The organism is Phormidesmis priestleyi ULC007, assembly GCF_003003695.1.
GTDB classification, from domain to species: Bacteria; Cyanobacteriota; Cyanobacteriia; order Leptolyngbyales; family Leptolyngbyaceae; genus Phormidesmis_A; species Phormidesmis_A priestleyi_A.
On sequence record NZ_PVWG01000006.1, the window covers coordinates 170,282 to 189,602 of the forward strand.

Below are 19,321 nucleotides of genomic sequence, written 5' to 3' on the forward strand. Positions count from 1 at the left end.
TGAGCCGTGGAGACCCTATGAGCGATTACTCCATGCTGGATCTATTTCGTCAAGAAGTAGAGACTCAGGTCAAATCTCTCAAGCAAAGCCTGTCGATTTTAAAGCAGCAGCCCTCGTTAGGTGGCGAATTGGATACGGCAATTCGATCGCTCCATGCAATTACTGGCTCGGCCCAACTGGTTGAAATCGCAGCCGTCGCCACGCTATCTGAAACGATGCGAGTCAGATTAATGGCGATGCAAGCTAACTCGATTGCTTTGTCCGATGTGCTGATTGAGCAACTCCTCCACGCAGGAGATCTGCTAGTAGAAATGAGTGATGCGACTGAAGAAATCGATCGTTGGCTATCAGATCACGCCGAAGATTTGGCCCAGACGCAAACGGCGATCGTGGGAGGTAACGGAGAGTCTATGCCTCCTCCCATCCAGCAAAGGACGGGGCACACAGAAGTCATCGAATCTAGCTCTGATCATCAGGTTCGCCCTCCTAGCCCCCCCAGGGAAACCAAAGTTCAAAGTCCCCCAATTTTGGGGGATTTAGGGGGCGAAGATCTCGGCAATGACGGATCGAAAGACTCCCGCGTACACGACACTATCCCAAAAGAGATCAGGGCAAACCCTCCCGAAACGCCCGACTTAAAACCACCCAATGACCCCCAACCCAATCCGCCATCTCTGCTGTTAGATAGCTCGATGATGGATTTGTTTCGGCTAGAAGTTGAGGCACAGGCGACCCTCTTAAATAATGGTCTTTTAGCGTTAGAGACTCAGCCCCGATCGGCTCAAGAATTAGAAGCCTTGATGCGAGCCGCTCACTCGATCAAAGGGGCCGCTCGCATTGTGGGTTTAGATGCCGCAGTTCACCTTGCTCACGCGATGGAAGACTGCTTTGTTGCGGCTCAAAGTCAGACGATTAGACTCGATGGCGATCGCGTTGATGTGCTGCTGCGAGGCGTTGATTTGCTGCAAAATCTCGGTCAGGTGAGTGATGCCGATTTACCCGCTTGGCTCACAAAACATGACTTGGACTTTGCATCGGTGCGATCGACGATCGAGGCGATTCGCAACCCAGAGACATCGGCTGTCATTCAACCTTTAGAGGCGAATGTGATTCCACAAGCACCGATCGCGCCCACGCCTGCCGCCCCGACTTCAGACGCTACTGATGTACCGAAAACGACAACTCCCGAAGTCAGTGTCTCTCCGATAGAATCAAGCCCTACTGAATCATCAACGATTCAGGATCGCGTCGTGCGAGTCAGCGCCGACAATCTCAACCGCATGATGGGACTCGCGGGCGAATCGCTGATCGAGGCAAATTGGCTGCCGCCGTTTGCAGATGCACTTGGGGCGCTTAAATCTCAGCAGCTAAAGCTTTCTAAATACCTAGAGCAGTTGCAGCAAAACGCTCTGGCGAATCCTATCGATCAAACGGCTAAAACGCTACTCGACGCGACCCGCAAACAGGATCAAGAATGCCGAAAACTACTCAACGATCGCTTGATCGAACTCGAAGAATTTATTCGGCGATCGACAAATCTCTCCGATCGGCTCTATCGAGAAGTGATCACCTCAAATATGCGGCCGTTTATGGATGGGATGCCAGGGTTTCCGCGCATGGTGCGAGATCTTGCCCGCACCACTAACAAGCAAGTCAAGTTAGAGATTGTTGGAAAATCCACCTCGGTCGATCGCGACATTCTCAAAAAGCTAGAGGCCCCGCTCACGCACATTTTGCGAAACGCAGTGGATCACGGCATAGAACTGCCAGAAGATCGCGTCGCAGCAGGCAAACTCGCCGAAGGAACAATTCGATTAGAGGCGATGCACCGAGGCGGAATGTTAGCGATTACGATCGCCGATGATGGCAAAGGCATTGCGCCGATGCTGCTGCGTCAACAAATTGTTGATAAAAAATTAGTCACACCCGACGTTGCCACCCAGCTTACCGACGCTGAACTGATGGAGTTTTTGTTTCTACCCGGCTTCTCAATGTCAAAGCAAGTCACCGAACTCTCTGGTCGAGGCGTGGGTTTAGACATTGCCAAGAACATGGCGCAAGAAGTAGGCGGCACGGTGCGGGCAACTTCACAGCCTGGAAAAGGCATCAGTTTTTACTTTCAGCTTCCCTTAACGCTCTCCGTCGTGCGGACTTTGCTCGTCGAAGTGTCTGGCGAAACCTATGCGTTTCCTCTGGCTCGAATCGATCAAATTGTAGCGGTTAAGCCTGCCGAGATTTCAGTGGTCGAAACGCGTCAATATTTCACACTTGATCAAAAAAACATTGGTCTGATTCCAGTCCATCAAGTGCTCGATTTGCCACCGCCTCCGTCATTGTCTGATCCGCTTTGGGTCGTGGTAATTAGCGATCAGGCAAACACCTATGGGCTAGTGGTCGATCGCTGCCTTGGAGAACGAGAACTGGTCGTGCGTCCGCTCGATGCTCGGTTAGGTAAAGTGCAAGATATCAGTGCAGCCGCCCTGATGGGAGACGGATCGCTGGTGCTGATTGTCGATGTGTCTGATCTCGTCCGATCCACTAATACCCTACTCAACGAGAGTACGATCGCCAAAATCAGTCACATCGAAGAGAATTCTGACCTGACCTTAAATGGATCTGCCCATCACAAAGAGCCAAGGCGAGTGCTGGTAGTAGACGACTCGATCACAGTTCGAGAAATGGAGCGGAAGCTGCTGCAAAATCGCGGCTATCTCGTTGATGTGGCAGTCGATGGAATGGAAGGCTGGAATGCGGTACGATCGTCTCCTTATGATTTGGTAATCAGCGATATTGATATGCCACGAATGAACGGAATTGAACTGATTAAAGCGATTAAAGGACATCCCCGACTGGGTGCGATTCCGGTAATTGTGGTGTCTTATCGCGATCGAGAAGACGATCGTATGCAAGGATTAGAAGCAGGCGCAGACTATTATCTAACCAAAAGCAGTTTTCATGACGATACGCTGATTCGGGCAGTCATGGATTTGATCGGTGAGTGACTATGAGAATCGCAATCGTCAACGATATGTTTATCGCGATCGAAGCGCTTCGACGAGTCGTGTTGACGATCGCCGAACACCAAATTGTCTGGATCGCCAAAGATGGGGCAGAAGCGGTTGCCAAATGCGCTAAAGACACGCCCGACCTGATCTTAATGGATCTGATCATGCCTGTGATGGATGGGGTTGAGGCAACTCGGCAGATTATGAAACGCTCTCCCTGTGCCATTTTGATTGTGACAGTGAGTATCGAGCAAAATTCTGCAAAAGTGTTTGAAGCGATGGGCTATGGCGCACTCGATGCCGTCAACACGCCTGTTTTAGGCAACCAAGGCACGCCCGGAGCCGCCCTAGCCCTGCTCGGAAAGATTGCGATGATTTCTAAGCTCACTGGCAAGCCCAATCCGCCTCTATCCACTCCCCTGCGACCTCCCCTTCCTCTGCAATCGTGTCCATTATTTCCCCTGATCGCGATCGGTTCCTCAACAGGCGGGCCCAAGGCCCTTTCGACTATTCTTTCTCGGCTGCCTGCTGATTTTGAAGCCGCGATCGTCATTGTTCAGCACGTCGATGCTCAGTTTGCTGGAGGTATGGTTGACTGGCTCAATCAGCTAACTCCCCTCACCGTCAAAAAAGCTGCGGTAGGCGATCGTCCCCAAAAAGGCGTTGTTTTAATTGCCTGCACCAACGATCATCTCTGTCTGCAATCCAATCAGACGCTCAACTATGTCAGAGAGCCGATCGACTATCCTTACCGTCCGTCGATCGATGTATTTTTTAAAAGTGTGGCTCACTATTGGGCGGCTCAAGGCACGGCGGTTTTGCTAACTGGAATGGGGCGAGATGGGGCTGAAGGGCTGCGATTGCTGAGAGATGCGGGCTGGCACACGATCGCGCAAGATCAAGAAAGCTGCGCGGTGTATGGGATGCCCAAAGCGGCGGCTGAATTAAACGCGGCGGTTGAAGTGTTGAACCCGGAAGCGATCGCGGCAACACTGACGCACCGGACTACGGTTAGGCGTTAGGATCATGGATTAAAGGGTCTGTAAAACTTGTGAGCGGCTTCTGCCCCCTAAATCCCCCAAAATTGGGGAACTTTGAAACTGAAAGTTTTGGGTCAAAGTCCCCCAGAATGGGGGATTTAGGGGGCAAATCCCCAGCAATCTGAACTTAAAGCAATTTGTGTCTACGTTCCTTAATGTTCTCTGGTGTTTTTTGGCATGGACGATTCGATCACGGTGTTGCTGATTGACGATCAATCGATGATCGCAGAAGCCGTGCGGCGAATGCTGGAGACTGAACCGGATATCACCTTTCACTATTGCAGTGACCCGACGCAAGCGCTCAAGATTGCTAGAGAGTGCCAGCCCACGGTGATTTTGCAAGATCTGGTAATGCCACAAATGGATGGGCTGCTGTTGGTGCGCTTTTTACGATCGCACGATGCCCCCACCTATCAGATTCCGCTAATCGTGCTGTCGAGCAAAGAAGAGCCTGTGATCAAAGCCCAGGCGTTTGAACTGGGCGCAAACGACTATCTCGTCAAGCTGCCCGATCGCGTTGAGCTGCTCGCCCGCATTCGCTATCACTCTAGAGCCTACACCAATCTGCTCAAGCGCCAAGAAGCCGAAGCGATGCTGCGCGACGAAAACCAGCGACAGGCACTCTACATTCAACAGGTTGATAAATTGACCCATGCTGCCGTGACGGTCGAGCAAGACACCTTTGAGTCTGAGAGTTTGAGTGATGTTGTCGATCGCAGTGACGAATTGGGACAACTGGCACGGGTCTTTACTCAAATGGTGAAGACGGTGAAAAATCGCGAACAGGAATTGCAGCGATTAAATGATTCCTTTGCGCGATTTTTTCCAGGTGAATATCTCAAGTTTCTTCGCAAAGACAGCGTGACCGAGGTGCAGTTGGGCGATTATGTCAGCAAAGTGATGGCAGTGATGTTTAGCGACATCCGATCGTTTACCACGATGTCAGAAACGATGACCCCGCGCGAAAACTTTGATTTTGTGAACGCCTATCTCAAGCGCGTCAGTCCAGAGATTCGCAATCACTATGGCATCATCGTCAAATTTTTGGGAGACGGCATGATGGCGGTGTTTCCCGATGGGGCAGATGATGCGGTGGCGGCGGGGGTTGCCAAACAAAAGCGGGTGCAAGAATATAATCAGCAGCGCCAAGCGAGGGGCAATTTGCCCGTGCAGGTGGGCATTGGCATTCACGTCGGGCAGATGATGTTAGGCATGGTCGGCGAAGCAAACCGTATTCAGGGCGATGCGTTTTCAGATAATGTCAATTTGACCTCGCGGTTAGAAGGATTGACCAAGTTTTATGGCGTTGCCATGATCATTTCGGGTCAAACCCTAGAGCATCTCAGCAACCCTGATCGCTATCAGATACGCTTTTTAGATCGCGCGATCGTCAAAGGACGAAATGAAGCGATCTCAGTCTACGAAGTCTTAGACGCTGAAGTTGAAGAAGTGCGATCGCTCAAACTGCAAACTCAACCTGATTTTGATCGAGGCGTTAATTGTTATCGCGATCGAGCGATCGGCGATGCCAAGCTTTGTTTTGAGCAAGTGTTAGCCGTTCACCCTGCCGACAAGACCGCAAAACTCTATCTAGAGCGAGTGGAATCTTTACTAGAGCAAGGCATCCCCGACGATTGGAATGAGGCGTGGGTGTTTATCGACAAATAATTGAATGTCGTACCAGTTTGATTGACCCGTAGGGATATGGCACTGCCGTGTCCTCTCGCGATCGTTCGATCTATAAAAACCTGAATTCGATGAAGCTTTTCGCTGTGGTTGCAAATCCGGGCTGCTCCCTAAATCCTCCATCAATGGGGAACTTTGAGCCAAGATTCCCGGTTTCAAAGTCCCCCAGAATGGGGGATTTAGGGGGCAGAAGCCGCTGAGAACGAAGTGAAAAAGCTCGTCGAACTGACGTTATAAAAGATTCTGTTAAACCCCATTGATAACCGCCTTACGATCGTCTAATGATGGGTTACATAAATGCGATCGATAATCTTTAAATCCAGTTGGTTTGTTTAGGCGGTGGTGGCAGGGGCTTTCCTCGCAGCAAATTCCAAGTAATGGTGCCGACTTTGCCATCTGCTCTCAGCTTGTGCTTTTGTTGAAACGCAATCACGCCCTTTCGCGTCTCCTCGTCAAAAACGCTGTTGCGCTGAACGCGGTAGCCATTGACATTGAGTAACCCTTGCAGTTCATAAACATCTGCACCGTTTAAACCTGATCTCAGCAAACGCGTACCCGGTTGAACAGTACTCTTTAACATTGCCCAGGTTTTGGCATCGACAGTGCAATCCAACCTCAGCCGATGTTCAATTTGATATGCTCTAACCGCTTCTTCTGTGCGGCTGTTAAAGGCCCCGTCTACCCTGAGCCTAAATCCGTGAGCGTTGAGCAACTCTTGCAGCACTGCAACCGCCTCGCCTACATCCCACGGGCGAAGTTCTGGTTCTAAGATGGTTTCTTGAGAAGTTGGCGGAGGGGTGCCTGGGTCAATTTCAGAATCAGAATTGACAGATTCAGGATTAGTCATCACACCAAAAGCAACTTTTATCTAGGTTGGAAGGAGTTTCCAGAATAGTACGACAAATCTCAAGAAGCTACAAGCAATCCTTGCTGTGATCAAAAGTGTCATGATTCGCTTCTCAGAGTTATAAAAAATTGCTACAGCGCACAGATCGCCTTGACAGCTTCAGCCGATTTATTTTTGGATGTGCCATTACTGAGTGTTGTTTCATAACGCTCCCAACCCGCAACCCGCATATCGTCTTTCTGTTCGCGCACAAACCGATAGAGAGTTTTGGTCTTGCAATCCACCTGCATGATCTGAAATGCCAGCACTCCTCGACAGGCAGTCCCTTCTCGACCCCGAGAAATCTTGGCTAGAAAGAAGCGATCGGTGCCGTCTTTTTTGACACCCGTTGGATCAATTTCATAAGAACAAGCCCCGCGATCGTCTCCTAGCCACAGGTTATATTGCTGCAAATAGCCGTAAAATTTGTTCAGCACCGCTTCTGGAGGCACATTACTAGGCTTGGCGGCTGGTGTAGCGGTTGTGGGTGCAGCTTGAGCCAAAGAGCCGCTGATTGTTCCACAATTCAATGAGCCGAGAAAAATGAGGCTTAGACTGATTTTAGAGAACATAGGTGTTTCAAATCGGATTGCCACATTATTGCAGATTCAGTTAGAACTTTACGCGGTTGTAAAACACTCGCTTCACATTTTCGGCTGGGATGACATAGAGGGCAACGATCGCCCCTAACACCAGCACAAAGCTCAACGGCAATGGTTGAAATCCAAAGATCTTGCTACAGCGCGAACTCATAGTTAATCTCTGTAGTTCTTCCTTTAAAGTAGAGCCGAGTGCCTTCTGGATACTCCCATCCCACCTCGCCTTCTAGGGGAATAAGCATCCCATCACGAACTGAATATTCCCAGAATCGACCGCTCCAAGGCATAGCAGTCAGCTTGTCACGATAACGAGCCTCAGCCCGCATGGTAGCGATCGCCCCTTCAGCATTAAACTGAAACACGAGGGAGACAGTTGTTGCACCATCCGTCAAAGTAGCGCGAGCCGAGATGTCATCGATCGCTTCCCAGCGCACACCCTGACTGGGTAATAGGGCAGTGGGATACCAAGTAGCTTCAGCAAAGAACCGCAATAATTCACCTTGGTTCGCTTCAGGCGTACTGGGTATTTTTGCAACGGTGAAAAGACCGAGTAATGATGCGTGTAAGCTGCCTTCTCCTAACAGATAGGTATCATGGACAAAGGCGTTCAGTCCTGGAGCCATCTGAATACGTGCATCCCAGTCAAAACCTAGCCGTTGAGTCGTTACAAGTTGAGTGGCAGTAAACGGACTCCACTGGTTCTCAGTTTCGCTCAGATTGAACTGTCCCTGCTGAGAGAGATTGACCATAGCCACGATCGCTTGTCCATCCTTGAGTACTGTCCGAAAGAATCGCTGTACGGGATCTGGTAAGCCTTCGATCTCTTTTTGGTCATAGATTTTGGGTTCAATGGTTCGCTGTCCATTTGTTAATTTGGCTCGTAAGCGATCGGTATCTGACTGCCAGCGGTAGCTACCATAAATGGCAGCAATTCCAAAGCTGACTATGATTAAAACACCAATAATTGCAATCCACTTAATCCACATGATACTGACCTATTTTTGTTGATTTAGAACTTGATAGATTGTGATGATGAAAACGATCGCGAAAATAGTGGTGTAGATTAGCTTCGTATACTTAGCTAGCCAACTTGGAAGATAAATATCAAAATTGTCCTTTGTGGAGTTTGAGTATTTTCGGGCAAGTAGATTTAATGGACAGTGGGAGTTAAAAGTTAGAAGAATTAGTCCTTCCAGAAATACAAATCCGTAACCAATCCAGAGCCAGTGATCGAGTTTATTGGCGATCGCGGCATATAGCATATAGAAAATCACGAAATTAAAGAATACCCATATTAAAGTGTGAATGACTTTAATCAGCATCAATTTGGTTTTATTTTCCACATTACCTTCCTATTTTCAAGGTGTCATTGCCCGAAAAGTCTGCTTGTCTTCCCGACAGATTTGCTGAATAATATTGCGTCCCGACATTGCCACCACTGGCAGGCTACCACCGGGTTCGACCCACTGGCTGATCGAATAGAAATTTCGCAGTTTAGGTAATGTTTTCGGTAACCCTTTTATCGACAGTGGGAGGGGTTGCTTGATCATTGGTTGTAGAGTTCTTCATGTAACACCTTCACTACTTTTTTTAGCACCGACACGTCCGCGATCCGATTCTAAAATTGGTAAGCTGTTCATCCGTGCCATAGCACTATAAAGTCAGTCCGCGTCCCCAGCAAATGACTTGCTCTGCTTTAAATGGAACCTAGCTGTTCAATTCTGTTTGGGACGATTCAGAGTTTTGAGATACTCAAACCAAAGTAAGCTAATCGCTGCACCTGCTAGACAGATCGTGAGATCGATCGGATGTAGAAAAGAGAAACTGAACAACTGACGTAAGAACGGAACGTAAAGTACAAGTGCCAAAAAAACAAGTCCTCCCCCAACTACCCACCAAAGCGCCGCGTTAGGAGATCGCAAGACCTTGAGGCTGAGGCGCGATGAGGAACGTTCGCTCAAAATTAATCCTAAATTTGCCAAAATCAATGTGGTAAACGTCAAGGCACGAGCATCGAGTTCGCCTTGTTTGCGATAGACTGCAATCCCAAAAATCACAAGCACGATCGCCAAACTCCCCAGTCCTTGCAGAAGTGCGAGACGGATCGTTTTTCGACCAAACAATGGCTCCTTGGGGTTGCGGGGCGGACGCTTCATCACATTGGGTTCTGCGGGTTCGGCTTCTAACACGATCGAACAGGCAGGATCAATGATCAAATGGAGAAATGCAATGTGAATCGGAAGCAATACTAACGGCAACTTAAATAAGACTGGAATCAAAGACATCCCAGCGATCGGAATGTGAACCGCTACAAGATATGCCATTGCTTTGCGGAGATTATCAAAAATTCGCCGTCCCAGTTTGACTGCCTGTACGATCGACGAAAAGTCATCATCCAACAACACCAACGCCGCAGACTCACGAGCAACATCTGTGCCGTGTTGCCCCATCGCAATCCCGATTTGGGCAGATTTGAGCGCCGGGGCATCGTTCACGCCATCTCCCGTCATCGCAACGACTTCACCTTTGGCTTTCAAAGCATTGACTAATCGCAATTTCTGTTCGGGGACGGCTCGTGCAAAGATGTTCGTACTTTGAATGCGCTGCTGGAGGTCAGCGTCACTCATCTGATCTAATTCTGCTCCAGTTAGAATGGCTCCCATTTGCAGCAATCCAATCTGTCGAGCGATCGTTTGAGCCGTCTCTGGATAATCACCTGTAATCATCACGACTCGAACACCAGCGGCATAACATTCTTGAATCGCTGCTGCAACAGTTGGACGCACGGGATCAGACAGTCCGACTAATCCTATAAATTGAAAGGAAAAGTCATGTTGTTGATCGGGTAAATGATCAGGTTTGAGTGACGGATGAGGCGGCAAAAATGGCGGCGGCGCACCCAGAAGAGACGCTTTAGCAACGCCCAACACCCGCAATCCTTGAGATGCCATTTTGCTGACTTGCGCCGTTACAGCTTGCTGTTGTTGAAGCGTGAAATGGCAGAGATCTGCGATCGCTTCTGGTGCGCCTTTTGCAGCAACTTCATACTGCTTGCCATCGGCAGATTGCCAAACGTGAGACATTGCCAGGAGATGCGGTGAGAGCGGATATTCTCGTAACAGCTTCCAATCTTTGTGCAAATGTTCGGTATTCGCAAGATAGCGATCGCCCAATTGCTTAAACGCCTTCTCCATTGGATCAAACGGATCTCTCTGACTCGCCAGAATACAATACTCTACGAGTTCATGTACAGCTTCAGGGAGCGGATCTTGTAAATGCAGACTCAAATCATAAGGCTGAGTATTTTCTGAGCTATGAGGGAATAGCTGCTGTACCGCCATCTGATTCAGGGTCAGCGTCCCAGTTTTATCGACACAGAGAACAGTTGCAGAACCCAAAGTTTCAACGGCTGAGGCGCGACGAGCCAAGACATGGTTTCGAGAAATGCGCCAAGCTCCCAACGCCAGGAAGAGCGTCACGACGACCGGAAATTCATTTGGCAAAATTGCCATCGCCAAGGTGATGCCCGCGAGAATTCCTTTGAGCCAATCGCCTGTGGTGAATCCATAAATGATCACGATCGCGACACACAACGCTAACGCGATCCCAAACAAACGGCTCACCAACCGAGTCATTTCTTGCTGTAAGGGGGTTGATTCGGGCTTCATTTTTTGTAAGGCATTGCCAATCTTGCCCATCTCTGTTTGAGCGCCGATCGCTTGCACTTGAGCAATTCCTTGCCCCTGAACGACCAATGTCCCAGAGTAGACAAATGGCAGCTCATCACCACCCGGACGCGCCATCTTTACCCTGCCCTCAGCGGCAATTTTGCGAACGGGTAGCGATTCCCCGGTCAATAACGATTCATCGGTTGAAAGGTTGGTACAAGACAGCATGATCGCATCCGCAGGCACGCGATCGCCTTCTGCCAGCACTAAGATATCTTCCCGAACGACTTCTCGCCCAGCAATTCGTTTTCGCTCTCCGTCCCGAATCACCAAAGCACGAGGACTGGAAAGATCGCGCAAGGCTTCTAGGGCATGTTCGGTCTTGCCTTCCTGGTAGAGGCTAATCCCCATCAGGAATATGACGAAACCTAGCAAGATCAGGGCTTCCTGTAGGTCGCCTAAAATCCAATAGACGATGCTGCCCCCGACCAACAAGAGGAAGATCGGATCTTGAACCATGCCCCAAGCGATCGACCAAAGACTCCGAGATTGAGCCGAGGGCAGTTCGTTATAGCCTTCTTCTTTGAGCCGCGCGATCGCGGTTTCAGACGGCAAACCATTATCGGGTAAACCAGCCACGGTCTTGAGATCGGACGAAGAAACCATAATCTCTTTTCCTATAAAATATAAAAAATAGGCAGCCCCATCCGTTATGTCTCTCTAGACGAGCCTCACGCCTGCTCAGAATCGATCGCTCTCTTTTTCGGCGTTTCTACCAGCACAGAGATCACGAGTAAACTTAGCCCCATAATTTTGATAAAAGCATTTACCGCATGTGCATACTCCCATTGATGGCGATACCGCGTCCAATCTACTGGAATGGGGTTAGTCAACCATTTGGAAAATTCAGCGTTCATTGGCGCGACAAACATGACCCAACTCACAAGTGCCAGCACCAAGAAAATTGCTCCGCCCATTGTCCAGTAAAAAGTTGAACCCCGATCGCGAACTATAAATGCCAATATAATTGCTGTCAGAACCGAGGTGATTTCAAAAGCTGCGCCAACTGTGCCAAATAACTTATAAACATTTTCAACAACCGTCACTCTCACCCAGAGTTGCTGGTCAAACTGCATTCTTTGCGGCAACTCTAGCAAATGTGCCATAGACAGACTGAGGCTAAACGAAGCCAGCATCAGTGTTATGAATCGCCACGATCGGATGAATGTCATTTGATTACCTTTGCGTAGAGAGATTAATGTGAACAACTTTAACTTCTGGCATTACTGTGATAGGTGGTTGTTCTATTTTCTGGATGAGTTGATTGAATAGGGTGCCGAACGTAGTCAAAAATACACGAGTCCATCATTACCGCATAAAATCTGCCTATTTTCCTTTACCATCTGCCTAAGCCTTCGGATTACCAACCAAAACCTTGTTCCATGAACGCATCTACGAGTCTGGCTTACTTCTCCCCAAAGACTATCTTTGCGATCTGTGTATGCATTTCAGACAGATCCATATCTTGCCGATTGCCCAAGATGATGATGACGGTCTTGTCGTTGGGGTAGCGAGCAATGACACTATGAAAGCCACTAACCCCTCCTTCGTGACTGACTATTGAACGATCGCCTTCCTTGCCGATGACCCAACCATAGCCATAGCCGAATCCGCCGCCGTTAGGCATCAGGGCAAAAGGAGTGAACAGGATGTCTTGCAAGTTTTTAGGAATCAGTTTGTCGGTGTACAACGCCTGATCCCAACGGTAGAAGTCTTCCACAGTGGAATACAATCCGCCAGCAGCGTAGGGGATAGACATATCGATGTAATTAGCCGGAACGATCGTCTGGTCACGATAGCCGACAGCAAGATTGTTGTGGTGGTGGTCGTAGCCCGAATTGACCATCTGCAACGGGACAAAAATATTGTCTCTGAGGAACGCTTCATAGGTCGCGCCGGATGCCCACTCGATGATGGCACCTAGCACAACATAACCGGAGTTGCTGTAGCTAAACTTTTCACCTGGCTGGAAATCCAACGGTTTGTCTTTGAACCGTGCGATCGTTTGAGTAGGAGACGACGGCGATCCTTGGGTGGTCTGGAAGTCTGGGAACCGGGTAAAATCTGGGATACCAGAGGTATGGGTCAAGAGATGATGAAGGGTGATCTTTTGCCATGTGGCAGGGCATTCTGAAAGGTAAGTGCAGATGCGATCGTGAACATTGAGTTTGCCCTGTGTCTGTAAGATCAGGATTGCCATCGCCGTGAACTGCTTCGTCAGTGAGCCAATCCGAAATTTTGTTTGCGCCGTGTTCACCAGATGCTTTTCGCGGTCTGCCTCGCCATACCCCTTTCTGACCAGAACTTTGCCGTTTCGCGCAATCAGCACTGACCCGCTAAAGAGCCTCTCTTTAGTCAGTTTGTCCAGGTATAGGTCAGCTTTGGAGATGATGTCCTGATCTGCTGGAAAAGCTGAGGCGGCAGTTGCAGAAGGTGGGGCTGGACTCGTCGCAGATGTAGCTACGGTAGTGGTTTCAAGCTGAGGTGTTGGCGTTGGTATTGTCGCTGTCGCCGACGAGGTTGGCAGCCATATTCCCCAAGAAAGGAGATAGATAAGACCAACAAACGAGGGGATGGAGTGATGATTTGCCCACTGGTGAAGATGAATTTGAAGCATAGAATTCTTCCAAGATAGTATGTGAGGCTGAACGGTTCGATTTGATAGATGAGAGCAATCCGATTCTCAAACTGTTTCAGAAGGGTGGCAGTGTTGCCATGTTTTTAGGACTTCCCCAAAAAATGTTGGCGTAGCCTCTCTGAAAGAGCATCGCACTCACAATTGACAACTTGGGTAGCCGATTTTGTTTGCGGCGATGAATGATGGGAGTTATGATAATTTCACTATTTGAATTGCCTCAGCTTCAGAGTGAGACTTGCTTTGACAGAAGCTACCGTTTCTTGACAGTTCCCAAGCCCCGCCCAGATTTCCGGACTTGGGGAGAGCCGACGTACTCTATTGACCCCACACCGGACAGATGAGTGTCCAACTGCTGACTCACATTGACCACAGCGCTTCCCACGCCGCTATTTCGGACTGTCGCCTGCTTAGTCTTGAACGCCTCGCCCTGGAAGCTTCCGACCCCAGAAAGGCTAAGATCCAGCGTATCGGCGCTTCCCACGATCGTGACTTCCCCCACGCCATCCATCTCAACTGCCAATCGTTTGCCTTGGATACCCTGTGCTTCAATACTGCCAACCCCGTCTGTGCTCAAGCTCTCTAAGCTTTTTACCTGCACAACAAACTCAATAGGCTTAGTCGGATTCATCTTGCCATCTTTCGCGAGGGTGAGATACAAAGTGTTGTCTGCTACACGACTCTCTAGAAGAGGCAAAATGTTGTCGTCGGCAGTGATCGTGAGGGACTCTTTTCCCGTCTGCTGCACCGTGACTTTGCCTACGGACTTAAAGGAAATCGATGAGAATTCGCCTACTCTTCGAGATTGAGTTTTAACGATTCCAGAGCCTCTAACCCCGTTATTACCAATGTTGAAACAGCCTGATAATAGGCTAAGAGCCACCAAACAGGCAAGTAACCAGTATCGCTTTGACCTCATTATTTTGCCCTCTTTGGTTCAAGTCGTCTTAAATGTCCATCGCCCATTTATCCAGTGGGAATCCGATGAGCGAGTAACCTGTTGCGAAGAAGATCGCTGCGATTAATACATTGTTGGGAAAATATGATGACAAAGCGGCGGCAGCCATTCCGCCTAGTGGCGTTGCTCCAATTATGATTGGATAAACCCAAAACGAATTAGCCTTGGCATAAGAACTTTTCTTGCATTCAGGACAGCGATAATTTCCCCACGGTGCAGACCAATATCGCCGCCACGTAATGGGAAAAGCCGTTTGGCAATGGGGGCAAACTAACTGTCCCGCAAAGGTGGTTTTTGGGTGGTGAGGATTTTGATGATCTTGACGTAGACTCATAATTGTTCGCCTACAGCTTGTTGAGATTGCGGCTCGATCGGGAATGCCAACCAACACCAGAAGTACAGAAAAATGAATCCAGGGATGACGATCGCCAAAATAACGGTCACAATTCGGACACCCAGGATTGGTAAATTCCATAGCCGAGCAAGGGCATAACACACGCCTGCGAAAACTTTGTGGCGACTGCGATAAAATATAGCCCTTGGCACGACGGGAGTATTGGCATTCGATCGCTTGATCTTGAGAATCAAAGAAATCAGGAGTCCGATCGCACCCAAAATGGCTGATGGAATTGCGAAAATCGCCAGCCAGTGAGCCATGAACATCCCCGAAATGACATCTCCAAGCCAGGATGAGGATGGACAACGAAAGCGAATTGCTTCCGCTGAACAACCAAGGTGTTTAGCCAAACCCATTCCCCCCCAAGTGACCAGGAATGGAAAAATTCCGTAGAGGATACAAGTGCCCAACAAAACCAAATGCCCACGGGTGGTCAGCGATCGCGTCACTGAGATCGCTGCAAGTGCTGGTCCAAAAAGCAACAGGATTGAAATCAAAGGCAAGTAAATCATGGATTTTCTTAAACTTAAATAAAGTCAAATTAAGGTTTCTGATTTAGATTTAATGGTTTGTCTTTTTAGGGTCAACCAACGAGCCGAAATCGTTTGCCACTCTTGGAGTGTTGTTGAGGGGATCTGCAACTCGATCTCCAGATTCGTAGCCGCGGGTAAAGTCAGGAGAATGCGCGCTGCTCCGCAGATACCTCTAGGGTCGCACTCACAATTTGCGTAACTATTTCGACCCTTGCATCCGTCTCAAGTATCGGTTGCAGATCAGAATGATGAACATTCATGCCGCCCTGCTCAGTCAGTAGCTGTTTGAGGTTTCTCTCTACCAAATTTCCACAGCAAGATGATACCCAGTCCGAACAGATTGACTAGAAAAACGACTAGCCCTCCAAAAAATGGAATGAGTGCCAAAACTGTGAGGATTGCCAAACCCACCAAGAACTGCTGCTGTAACGATCGATCGCCACTACTGACTAGGCGTTGACCGACAAAAAGCGCCACACCTAATGACCCTACTAGAGAAGTGACAATCGCAGTCAGAATTAGTAGTGGAATCAGGGGAATACCAATCAGCGTAATCGCCAGGAACACACTGACAAAGATAATGGCGACAATCGCCCCGATCCCCCATAGAGCAGTCAAACTGGGGTGTTGACGCAGTTTTGTAGCCAAATTTGGCAGGAACTGTGGGCTAGTATGCAAAATAATCAGTCCGAGAATAGTTGCTGCTATGGCGGCACTAATTCTAAAAATGGCACTGAAGAAATAGTGAGCGAAGAAGCTACTTCTGCCTTGATCGACCCCATACATCATGCCATGTCGATCGCTGAATGTAGCGCGTTCACCGCTCACGATCGCACTAGGTTCCTGTACGATTTTGCCGCCAAAGGAGTAAGCGTCCCCTTCTACCCGCGCTTCTTTTTGCAGGATGACATCGCCGCCAAACGCGATCGCAGTGTCCACAACTTTGGCATTAGGGGATACCGTAACATTCCCGCCAAAAGCAAGGGCATTTTCGACAACTTGGTTCTCTGGTACGGTCACGCTGCCACCAAAGCGAATGAGGTTGGTGTTGTTGATATTGATATCAGTCTGCGCTAGGGCACTGCCTGTAAATATCATGCAAATAGTAGCGATAAAAGCCAGAATTACTTGGTGCCATTTCATAGATTTCATCCTTGTAAACGATAAGAACATCGACTATCTCTCATGACATTGAAAAAATATGAAGAACCTGTGAGGAAGGTCTGAATGAGATGACTTGTAATCGACCAAATCATCCAAGCGATTAAGTATGCAAGTCCGAAATAGGTTAGTAATTGTTTCAATTGAAAGTATTGTTCAACACAGAAGGGTTTTCTTACGACTATATGCTATTCCTAAAATGACGGATACTATTAGCTCAATGGAAAAAGCTACAATTACTTTCCGATTCAAATTTAGCTGCAAGGCTCCGTTATTACCCATATATAAAGCTAACCCAATACATCCATTAAACCAGGCATGACTTAATACACAGAGAAATAAGTTCTTTGTGTATTTATACATAGTGGTACAATACTCCGGACAAAATTTGAGCAGGTTTTAAGGCTCAAACCCGCATCCTGCCGTAAGCGGGATCTTTTTTTCCAAGTCAGGGGCAGAGCTAACTTTGAAAAAATAGCTCGATCTTGGAACCGTAAGCCCTGAAAACCTTATAGAACCGTTCAAAAAACTGTCCGGGGTATTGATGTTATGGAAAAAGTGTAAAGTAGAAAAAGTTCGATTTGCTTTAGCGATCGCTTCTTTTGTTTCATATTTTTATCGCTCCTTAACTTTTTACAAAATTCTTTTATAGGTGCTGATCGCCAAGTTTTTTGGTTGTTGTTATGTTCATCAAATAACCGCCTAAGCCTGTTATCCATAGCACAATAGGATAAACAAGCCATCTTTCTGTTCCACCCAAGCCAATAAAAGGAACAACAATATTAGGGGCAAATACAACAGCACACCATGTTATTAAGGAAATAGCTCCAAAGACAATTCCGATAAACTTAAATGGAGCAGAAACAATTTTAAAGGACGCAATAGCTGATACTCCACCCGATATAAAAGTGAGTAAAGAGAATATTCCGTGGTAGGGGACTTTATCACCAGAAAAAATTCCAATGCCCACAAGACCTAAGCTAAATAGACCAAGTGGAATACTGAAAAGTAGTTTTTTGAAATATTTATGCTGATAGAAGGTTGCCATCAAAGTCATTAAGCCAGATAACAGCATAGTGACATTAAAAATGCTGGCGGATGGTTGATAGATTAAGCTGTTTGGCGGTTTTGTTGCGCCGAGGTCGCTTATTTCGCTGTGAAAAGTTGTGTAGCCGGAGCCGGATGGATATAACGCTTCGGCAGTGATGATGCCCATTAAAGCAATTGAACCAGCAAGAAAGAGTAGTAGACCAGAAAGTTTTAGTTTATTCATGACAGATTGTTTTGATTGATTTGTGGACAGCCTTACAGCAAGAGAAAACTTAATTGTAGGCAGTTTTTTATGAACGAATAAACCAATCAACGGGTCGGCGTAGTGAAACTGGCGGCGGGTAATTCTTTAACTAACGTGGAGAGTTGAAGACTCATCGGTCTGATTTTTTTGGGTTAGTTAAGGAGCAGAAATTGTTTGCCACTCTTGGAGTGTTGTCGAGGGGATTTGCAACTCGATTGCTGAACCAGTTATCATCGGTAAAGTTAGCTGAAGGGGAATTTCAGCGTGCAACTGCGGTAGGACAGGCTGAATGTCATATTCTCCTACATTCGCTAGGGCTGGTGTGTCTTGAGAAATTTCGCTAGAAACATCCTTGGCAGTCAAAGTTTGCCCCATAGATGTTGTCAGGGTTAGCGGTTGAGTATGATCTAATTCCACCGCACCAGGAAAGCCCACTAACCGTAGGGAGAGAATAGCACTACCATCGGGATGGATGCGCTTGAAGGCGACCACCTGCCATGACTTTCCGGTCTGATCCCGCAGGTTTTGTCGGGATTGGTAGAGCATCTGTCCTGGAGACTCTTCGATTTGCGTCACAGCAGCAAAAGCGGATAAGGGACTCCAAACAACTAGTAAAACACAGATCCAAGCAGCCAGCAGCCAACACATTGGGCGAAGTCTAGACCAGTTAAAGTAGATAGAGTTCATCACAAAAGTCCTCATAAAGTTAAAATCTCCAATCCCAGAGTAAAATTTTTGGATTTTAATCCTAATTGTTGTGGAGCATCACTTGGAGGCGATCGCCTCTCCAGCGGCTTGCCAACCCGCAAAGCTAGGTGGAAAACCCTGCACATTCTCGTAGCCCAAGAGGTGTAGCGTCATTACCCCCATTGCTGATCGATAACCGGAGGAACAGTACAGCACCACAGGGCGATCGCCCACGATTTTGTCCAGATTATGAGTCAAGGTTCGGAGCGGAATGTTAATCGCGTTGGGGATATGTCCTGACCGATATTCAGAGGGTTCTCGCACATCCACCAACACGGTTTGAGGGTCTTCTAACAGTTTTTTTAACCCTTCGACATTGGCGATCGTGTAATACCCCGATGGCATCGACGTGAGAAAGCGATCGACTTCCAATTCCCCCTTCGGTGAAACTTTAGCAACTGCCGCAAGCTTGACCCCGACCATAAATGCAGAGGAAGGGGCAGCAGCGATCGAGGGTTGCCCAACGCCAAAAAAGAGTCCGATCGATAATGCGAGTCCGAGCAGAATTGTTGAGAAGAAGTTTTTGAACATCATAGATTTTCCGAGATAAGTTTTCCTGATTTAGATTGAATAACTCGTTGGATTAACTTAGTAACCTTAAACCTTCAAAAATCACTTCTGTGTCTTGCGGCCTCCCGTTTCCATCATTTCT

General features: G+C 48.1%; 19 protein-coding genes. 3 read left to right on the top strand and 16 right to left on the bottom strand.

Translation table 11 applies throughout. The features are described 5' to 3' along the window. The first annotated feature begins 17 nt into the window (after positions 1–17). The 3 genes from C7B65_RS08130 (at position 18) to C7B65_RS29215 (ending at position 5,713) form a co-directional block, all read left to right on the top strand. Complete coding sequence (locus C7B65_RS08130) at positions 18–3,002, top strand: hybrid sensor histidine kinase/response regulator (RefSeq protein ID WP_073070314.1); 2,985 nt, start codon at positions 18–20, stop codon at positions 3,000–3,002. 2 nt (positions 3,003–3,004) lie between these two features. After that, the gene (cheB, locus tag C7B65_RS08135; protein WP_106253972.1) at positions 3,005–4,027 is read left to right on the top strand and encodes a chemotaxis response regulator protein-glutamate methylesterase; all 1,023 of its coding nucleotides are present in this window, start codon (positions 3,005–3,007) and stop codon (positions 4,025–4,027) included. A gap of 195 nt (positions 4,028–4,222) precedes the next feature. Continuing rightward, entirely contained in the window at positions 4,223–5,713 is a 1,491-nt protein-coding gene (locus tag C7B65_RS29215; RefSeq protein WP_073070360.1) for a response regulator, read from the top strand. Positions 5,714–6,044: 331 nt separating this feature from the next. Here the strand turns inward: C7B65_RS29215 and C7B65_RS08145 are convergent, their stop codons facing one another. From C7B65_RS08145 to C7B65_RS08220, 16 genes are all read right to left on the bottom strand, one after another. Further along, positions 6,045–6,578, bottom strand: coding sequence for a peptidoglycan-binding domain-containing protein (locus C7B65_RS08145; protein ID WP_083582762.1), 534 nt, complete (start codon positions 6,576–6,578; stop codon positions 6,045–6,047). A gap of 131 nt (positions 6,579–6,709) precedes the next feature. Continuing rightward, positions 6,710–7,120, bottom strand: a complete 411-nt coding sequence (locus C7B65_RS08150) for a hypothetical protein (RefSeq protein ID WP_143162025.1) — start codon at positions 7,118–7,120, stop codon at positions 6,710–6,712. Positions 7,121–7,229: 109 nt separating this feature from the next. After that, positions 7,230–7,370: a hypothetical protein gene (locus C7B65_RS27750; RefSeq protein ID WP_181314365.1), complete on the bottom strand. Its 141-nt coding sequence runs from the start codon at positions 7,368–7,370 to the stop codon at positions 7,230–7,232. After that, positions 7,354–8,202 (bottom strand): DUF6920 family protein, encoded by an 849-nt coding sequence (locus C7B65_RS08155; RefSeq protein ID WP_073070317.1) that lies wholly within the window; start codon positions 8,200–8,202, stop codon positions 7,354–7,356. Before C7B65_RS08155 ends, C7B65_RS27750 begins: the two co-directional genes overlap by 17 nt. A 9-nt stretch (positions 8,203–8,211) precedes the next feature. After that, positions 8,212–8,559 (bottom strand): hypothetical protein, encoded by a 348-nt coding sequence (locus C7B65_RS08160; RefSeq protein ID WP_073070318.1) that lies wholly within the window; start codon positions 8,557–8,559, stop codon positions 8,212–8,214. 15 nt (positions 8,560–8,574) lie between these two features. Then, entirely contained in the window at positions 8,575–8,766 is a 192-nt protein-coding gene (locus C7B65_RS08165) for a hypothetical protein (protein ID WP_181314366.1), read from the bottom strand. Positions 8,767–8,931: 165 nt separating this feature from the next. Beyond that, complete coding sequence (locus tag C7B65_RS08170) at positions 8,932–11,550, bottom strand: cation-translocating P-type ATPase (protein ID WP_073070319.1); 2,619 nt, start codon at positions 11,548–11,550, stop codon at positions 8,932–8,934. A 65-nt stretch (positions 11,551–11,615) separates the two neighbouring features. Continuing rightward, a complete protein-coding gene (locus C7B65_RS08175) occupies positions 11,616–12,116 on the bottom strand; it encodes a hypothetical protein (protein ID WP_073070320.1) in 501 nt (166 codons plus the stop codon). Positions 12,117–12,349: 233 nt separating this feature from the next. Next, a complete protein-coding gene (locus C7B65_RS08180; protein ID WP_073070321.1) occupies positions 12,350–13,561 on the bottom strand; it encodes a serine hydrolase domain-containing protein in 1,212 nt (403 codons plus the stop codon). A gap of 271 nt (positions 13,562–13,832) precedes the next feature. Then, positions 13,833–14,498 (bottom strand): GIN domain-containing protein, encoded by a 666-nt coding sequence (locus tag C7B65_RS08185; RefSeq protein WP_073070322.1) that lies wholly within the window; start codon positions 14,496–14,498, stop codon positions 13,833–13,835. Between the two features lie 28 nt (positions 14,499–14,526). Continuing rightward, entirely contained in the window at positions 14,527–14,871 is a 345-nt protein-coding gene (locus C7B65_RS08190) for a hypothetical protein (protein ID WP_073070323.1), read from the bottom strand. Continuing rightward, positions 14,868–15,446 carry a PspC domain-containing protein gene (locus C7B65_RS08195; RefSeq protein WP_073070324.1) on the bottom strand — a complete coding sequence of 193 codons (579 nt, stop codon included), beginning with the start codon at positions 15,444–15,446 and terminating at the stop codon, positions 14,868–14,870. Before C7B65_RS08195 ends, C7B65_RS08190 begins: the two co-directional genes overlap by 4 nt. Positions 15,447–15,737: 291 nt before the next feature. Next, positions 15,738–16,610, bottom strand: a complete 873-nt coding sequence (locus C7B65_RS08200; protein WP_083582767.1) for a DUF8173 domain-containing protein — start codon at positions 16,608–16,610, stop codon at positions 15,738–15,740. 664 nt (positions 16,611–17,274) lie between these two features. Further along, positions 17,275–17,901 carry a DUF998 domain-containing protein gene (locus C7B65_RS08210; protein WP_073070325.1) on the bottom strand — a complete coding sequence of 209 codons (627 nt, stop codon included), beginning with the start codon at positions 17,899–17,901 and terminating at the stop codon, positions 17,275–17,277. Positions 17,902–18,078: 177 nt separating this feature from the next. Further along, entirely contained in the window at positions 18,079–18,609 is a 531-nt protein-coding gene (locus tag C7B65_RS08215; RefSeq protein ID WP_073070326.1) for a DUF3122 domain-containing protein, read from the bottom strand. A gap of 78 nt (positions 18,610–18,687) precedes the next feature. Continuing rightward, complete coding sequence (locus tag C7B65_RS08220; protein WP_073070327.1) at positions 18,688–19,203, bottom strand: rhodanese-like domain-containing protein; 516 nt, start codon at positions 19,201–19,203, stop codon at positions 18,688–18,690. Between the last annotated feature and the right edge of the window lie 118 nt (positions 19,204–19,321).

What these genes read in the sequence shown, in the direction of transcription:
- C7B65_RS08130 (WP_073070314.1), top strand. Translation starts at nt 18, where the DNA reads ATGAGCGATTACTCCATGCTGGATCTATTTCGTCAAGAAGTAGAGACT.
- cheB (WP_106253972.1), top strand. Translation starts at nt 3,005, where the DNA reads ATGAGAATCGCAATCGTCAACGATATGTTTATCGCGATCGAAGCGCTT.
- C7B65_RS29215 (WP_073070360.1), top strand. Translation starts at nt 4,223, where the DNA reads ATGGACGATTCGATCACGGTGTTGCTGATTGACGATCAATCGATGATC.
- C7B65_RS08145 (WP_083582762.1), bottom strand. Translation starts at nt 6,578, where the DNA reads ATGACTAATCCTGAATCTGTCAATTCTGATTCTGAAATTGACCCAGGC.
- C7B65_RS27750 (WP_181314365.1), bottom strand. Translation starts at nt 7,370, where the DNA reads ATGAGTTCGCGCTGTAGCAAGATCTTTGGATTTCAACCATTGCCGTTG.
- C7B65_RS08155 (WP_073070317.1), bottom strand. Translation starts at nt 8,202, where the DNA reads ATGTGGATTAAGTGGATTGCAATTATTGGTGTTTTAATCATAGTCAGC.
- C7B65_RS08165 (WP_181314366.1), bottom strand. Translation starts at nt 8,766, where the DNA reads ATGATCAAGCAACCCCTCCCACTGTCGATAAAAGGGTTACCGAAAACA.
- C7B65_RS08170 (WP_073070319.1), bottom strand. Translation starts at nt 11,550, where the DNA reads ATGGTTTCTTCGTCCGATCTCAAGACCGTGGCTGGTTTACCCGATAAT.
- C7B65_RS08175 (WP_073070320.1), bottom strand. Translation starts at nt 12,116, where the DNA reads ATGACATTCATCCGATCGTGGCGATTCATAACACTGATGCTGGCTTCG.
- C7B65_RS08180 (WP_073070321.1), bottom strand. Translation starts at nt 13,561, where the DNA reads ATGCTTCAAATTCATCTTCACCAGTGGGCAAATCATCACTCCATCCCC.
- C7B65_RS08185 (WP_073070322.1), bottom strand. Translation starts at nt 14,498, where the DNA reads ATGAGGTCAAAGCGATACTGGTTACTTGCCTGTTTGGTGGCTCTTAGC.
- C7B65_RS08190 (WP_073070323.1), bottom strand. Translation starts at nt 14,871, where the DNA reads ATGAGTCTACGTCAAGATCATCAAAATCCTCACCACCCAAAAACCACC.
- C7B65_RS08195 (WP_073070324.1), bottom strand. Translation starts at nt 15,446, where the DNA reads ATGATTTACTTGCCTTTGATTTCAATCCTGTTGCTTTTTGGACCAGCA.
- C7B65_RS08200 (WP_083582767.1), bottom strand. Translation starts at nt 16,610, where the DNA reads ATGAAATGGCACCAAGTAATTCTGGCTTTTATCGCTACTATTTGCATG.
- C7B65_RS08210 (WP_073070325.1), bottom strand. Translation starts at nt 17,901, where the DNA reads ATGAATAAACTAAAACTTTCTGGTCTACTACTCTTTCTTGCTGGTTCA.
- C7B65_RS08215 (WP_073070326.1), bottom strand. Translation starts at nt 18,609, where the DNA reads ATGAACTCTATCTACTTTAACTGGTCTAGACTTCGCCCAATGTGTTGG.
- C7B65_RS08220 (WP_073070327.1), bottom strand. Translation starts at nt 19,203, where the DNA reads ATGATGTTCAAAAACTTCTTCTCAACAATTCTGCTCGGACTCGCATTA.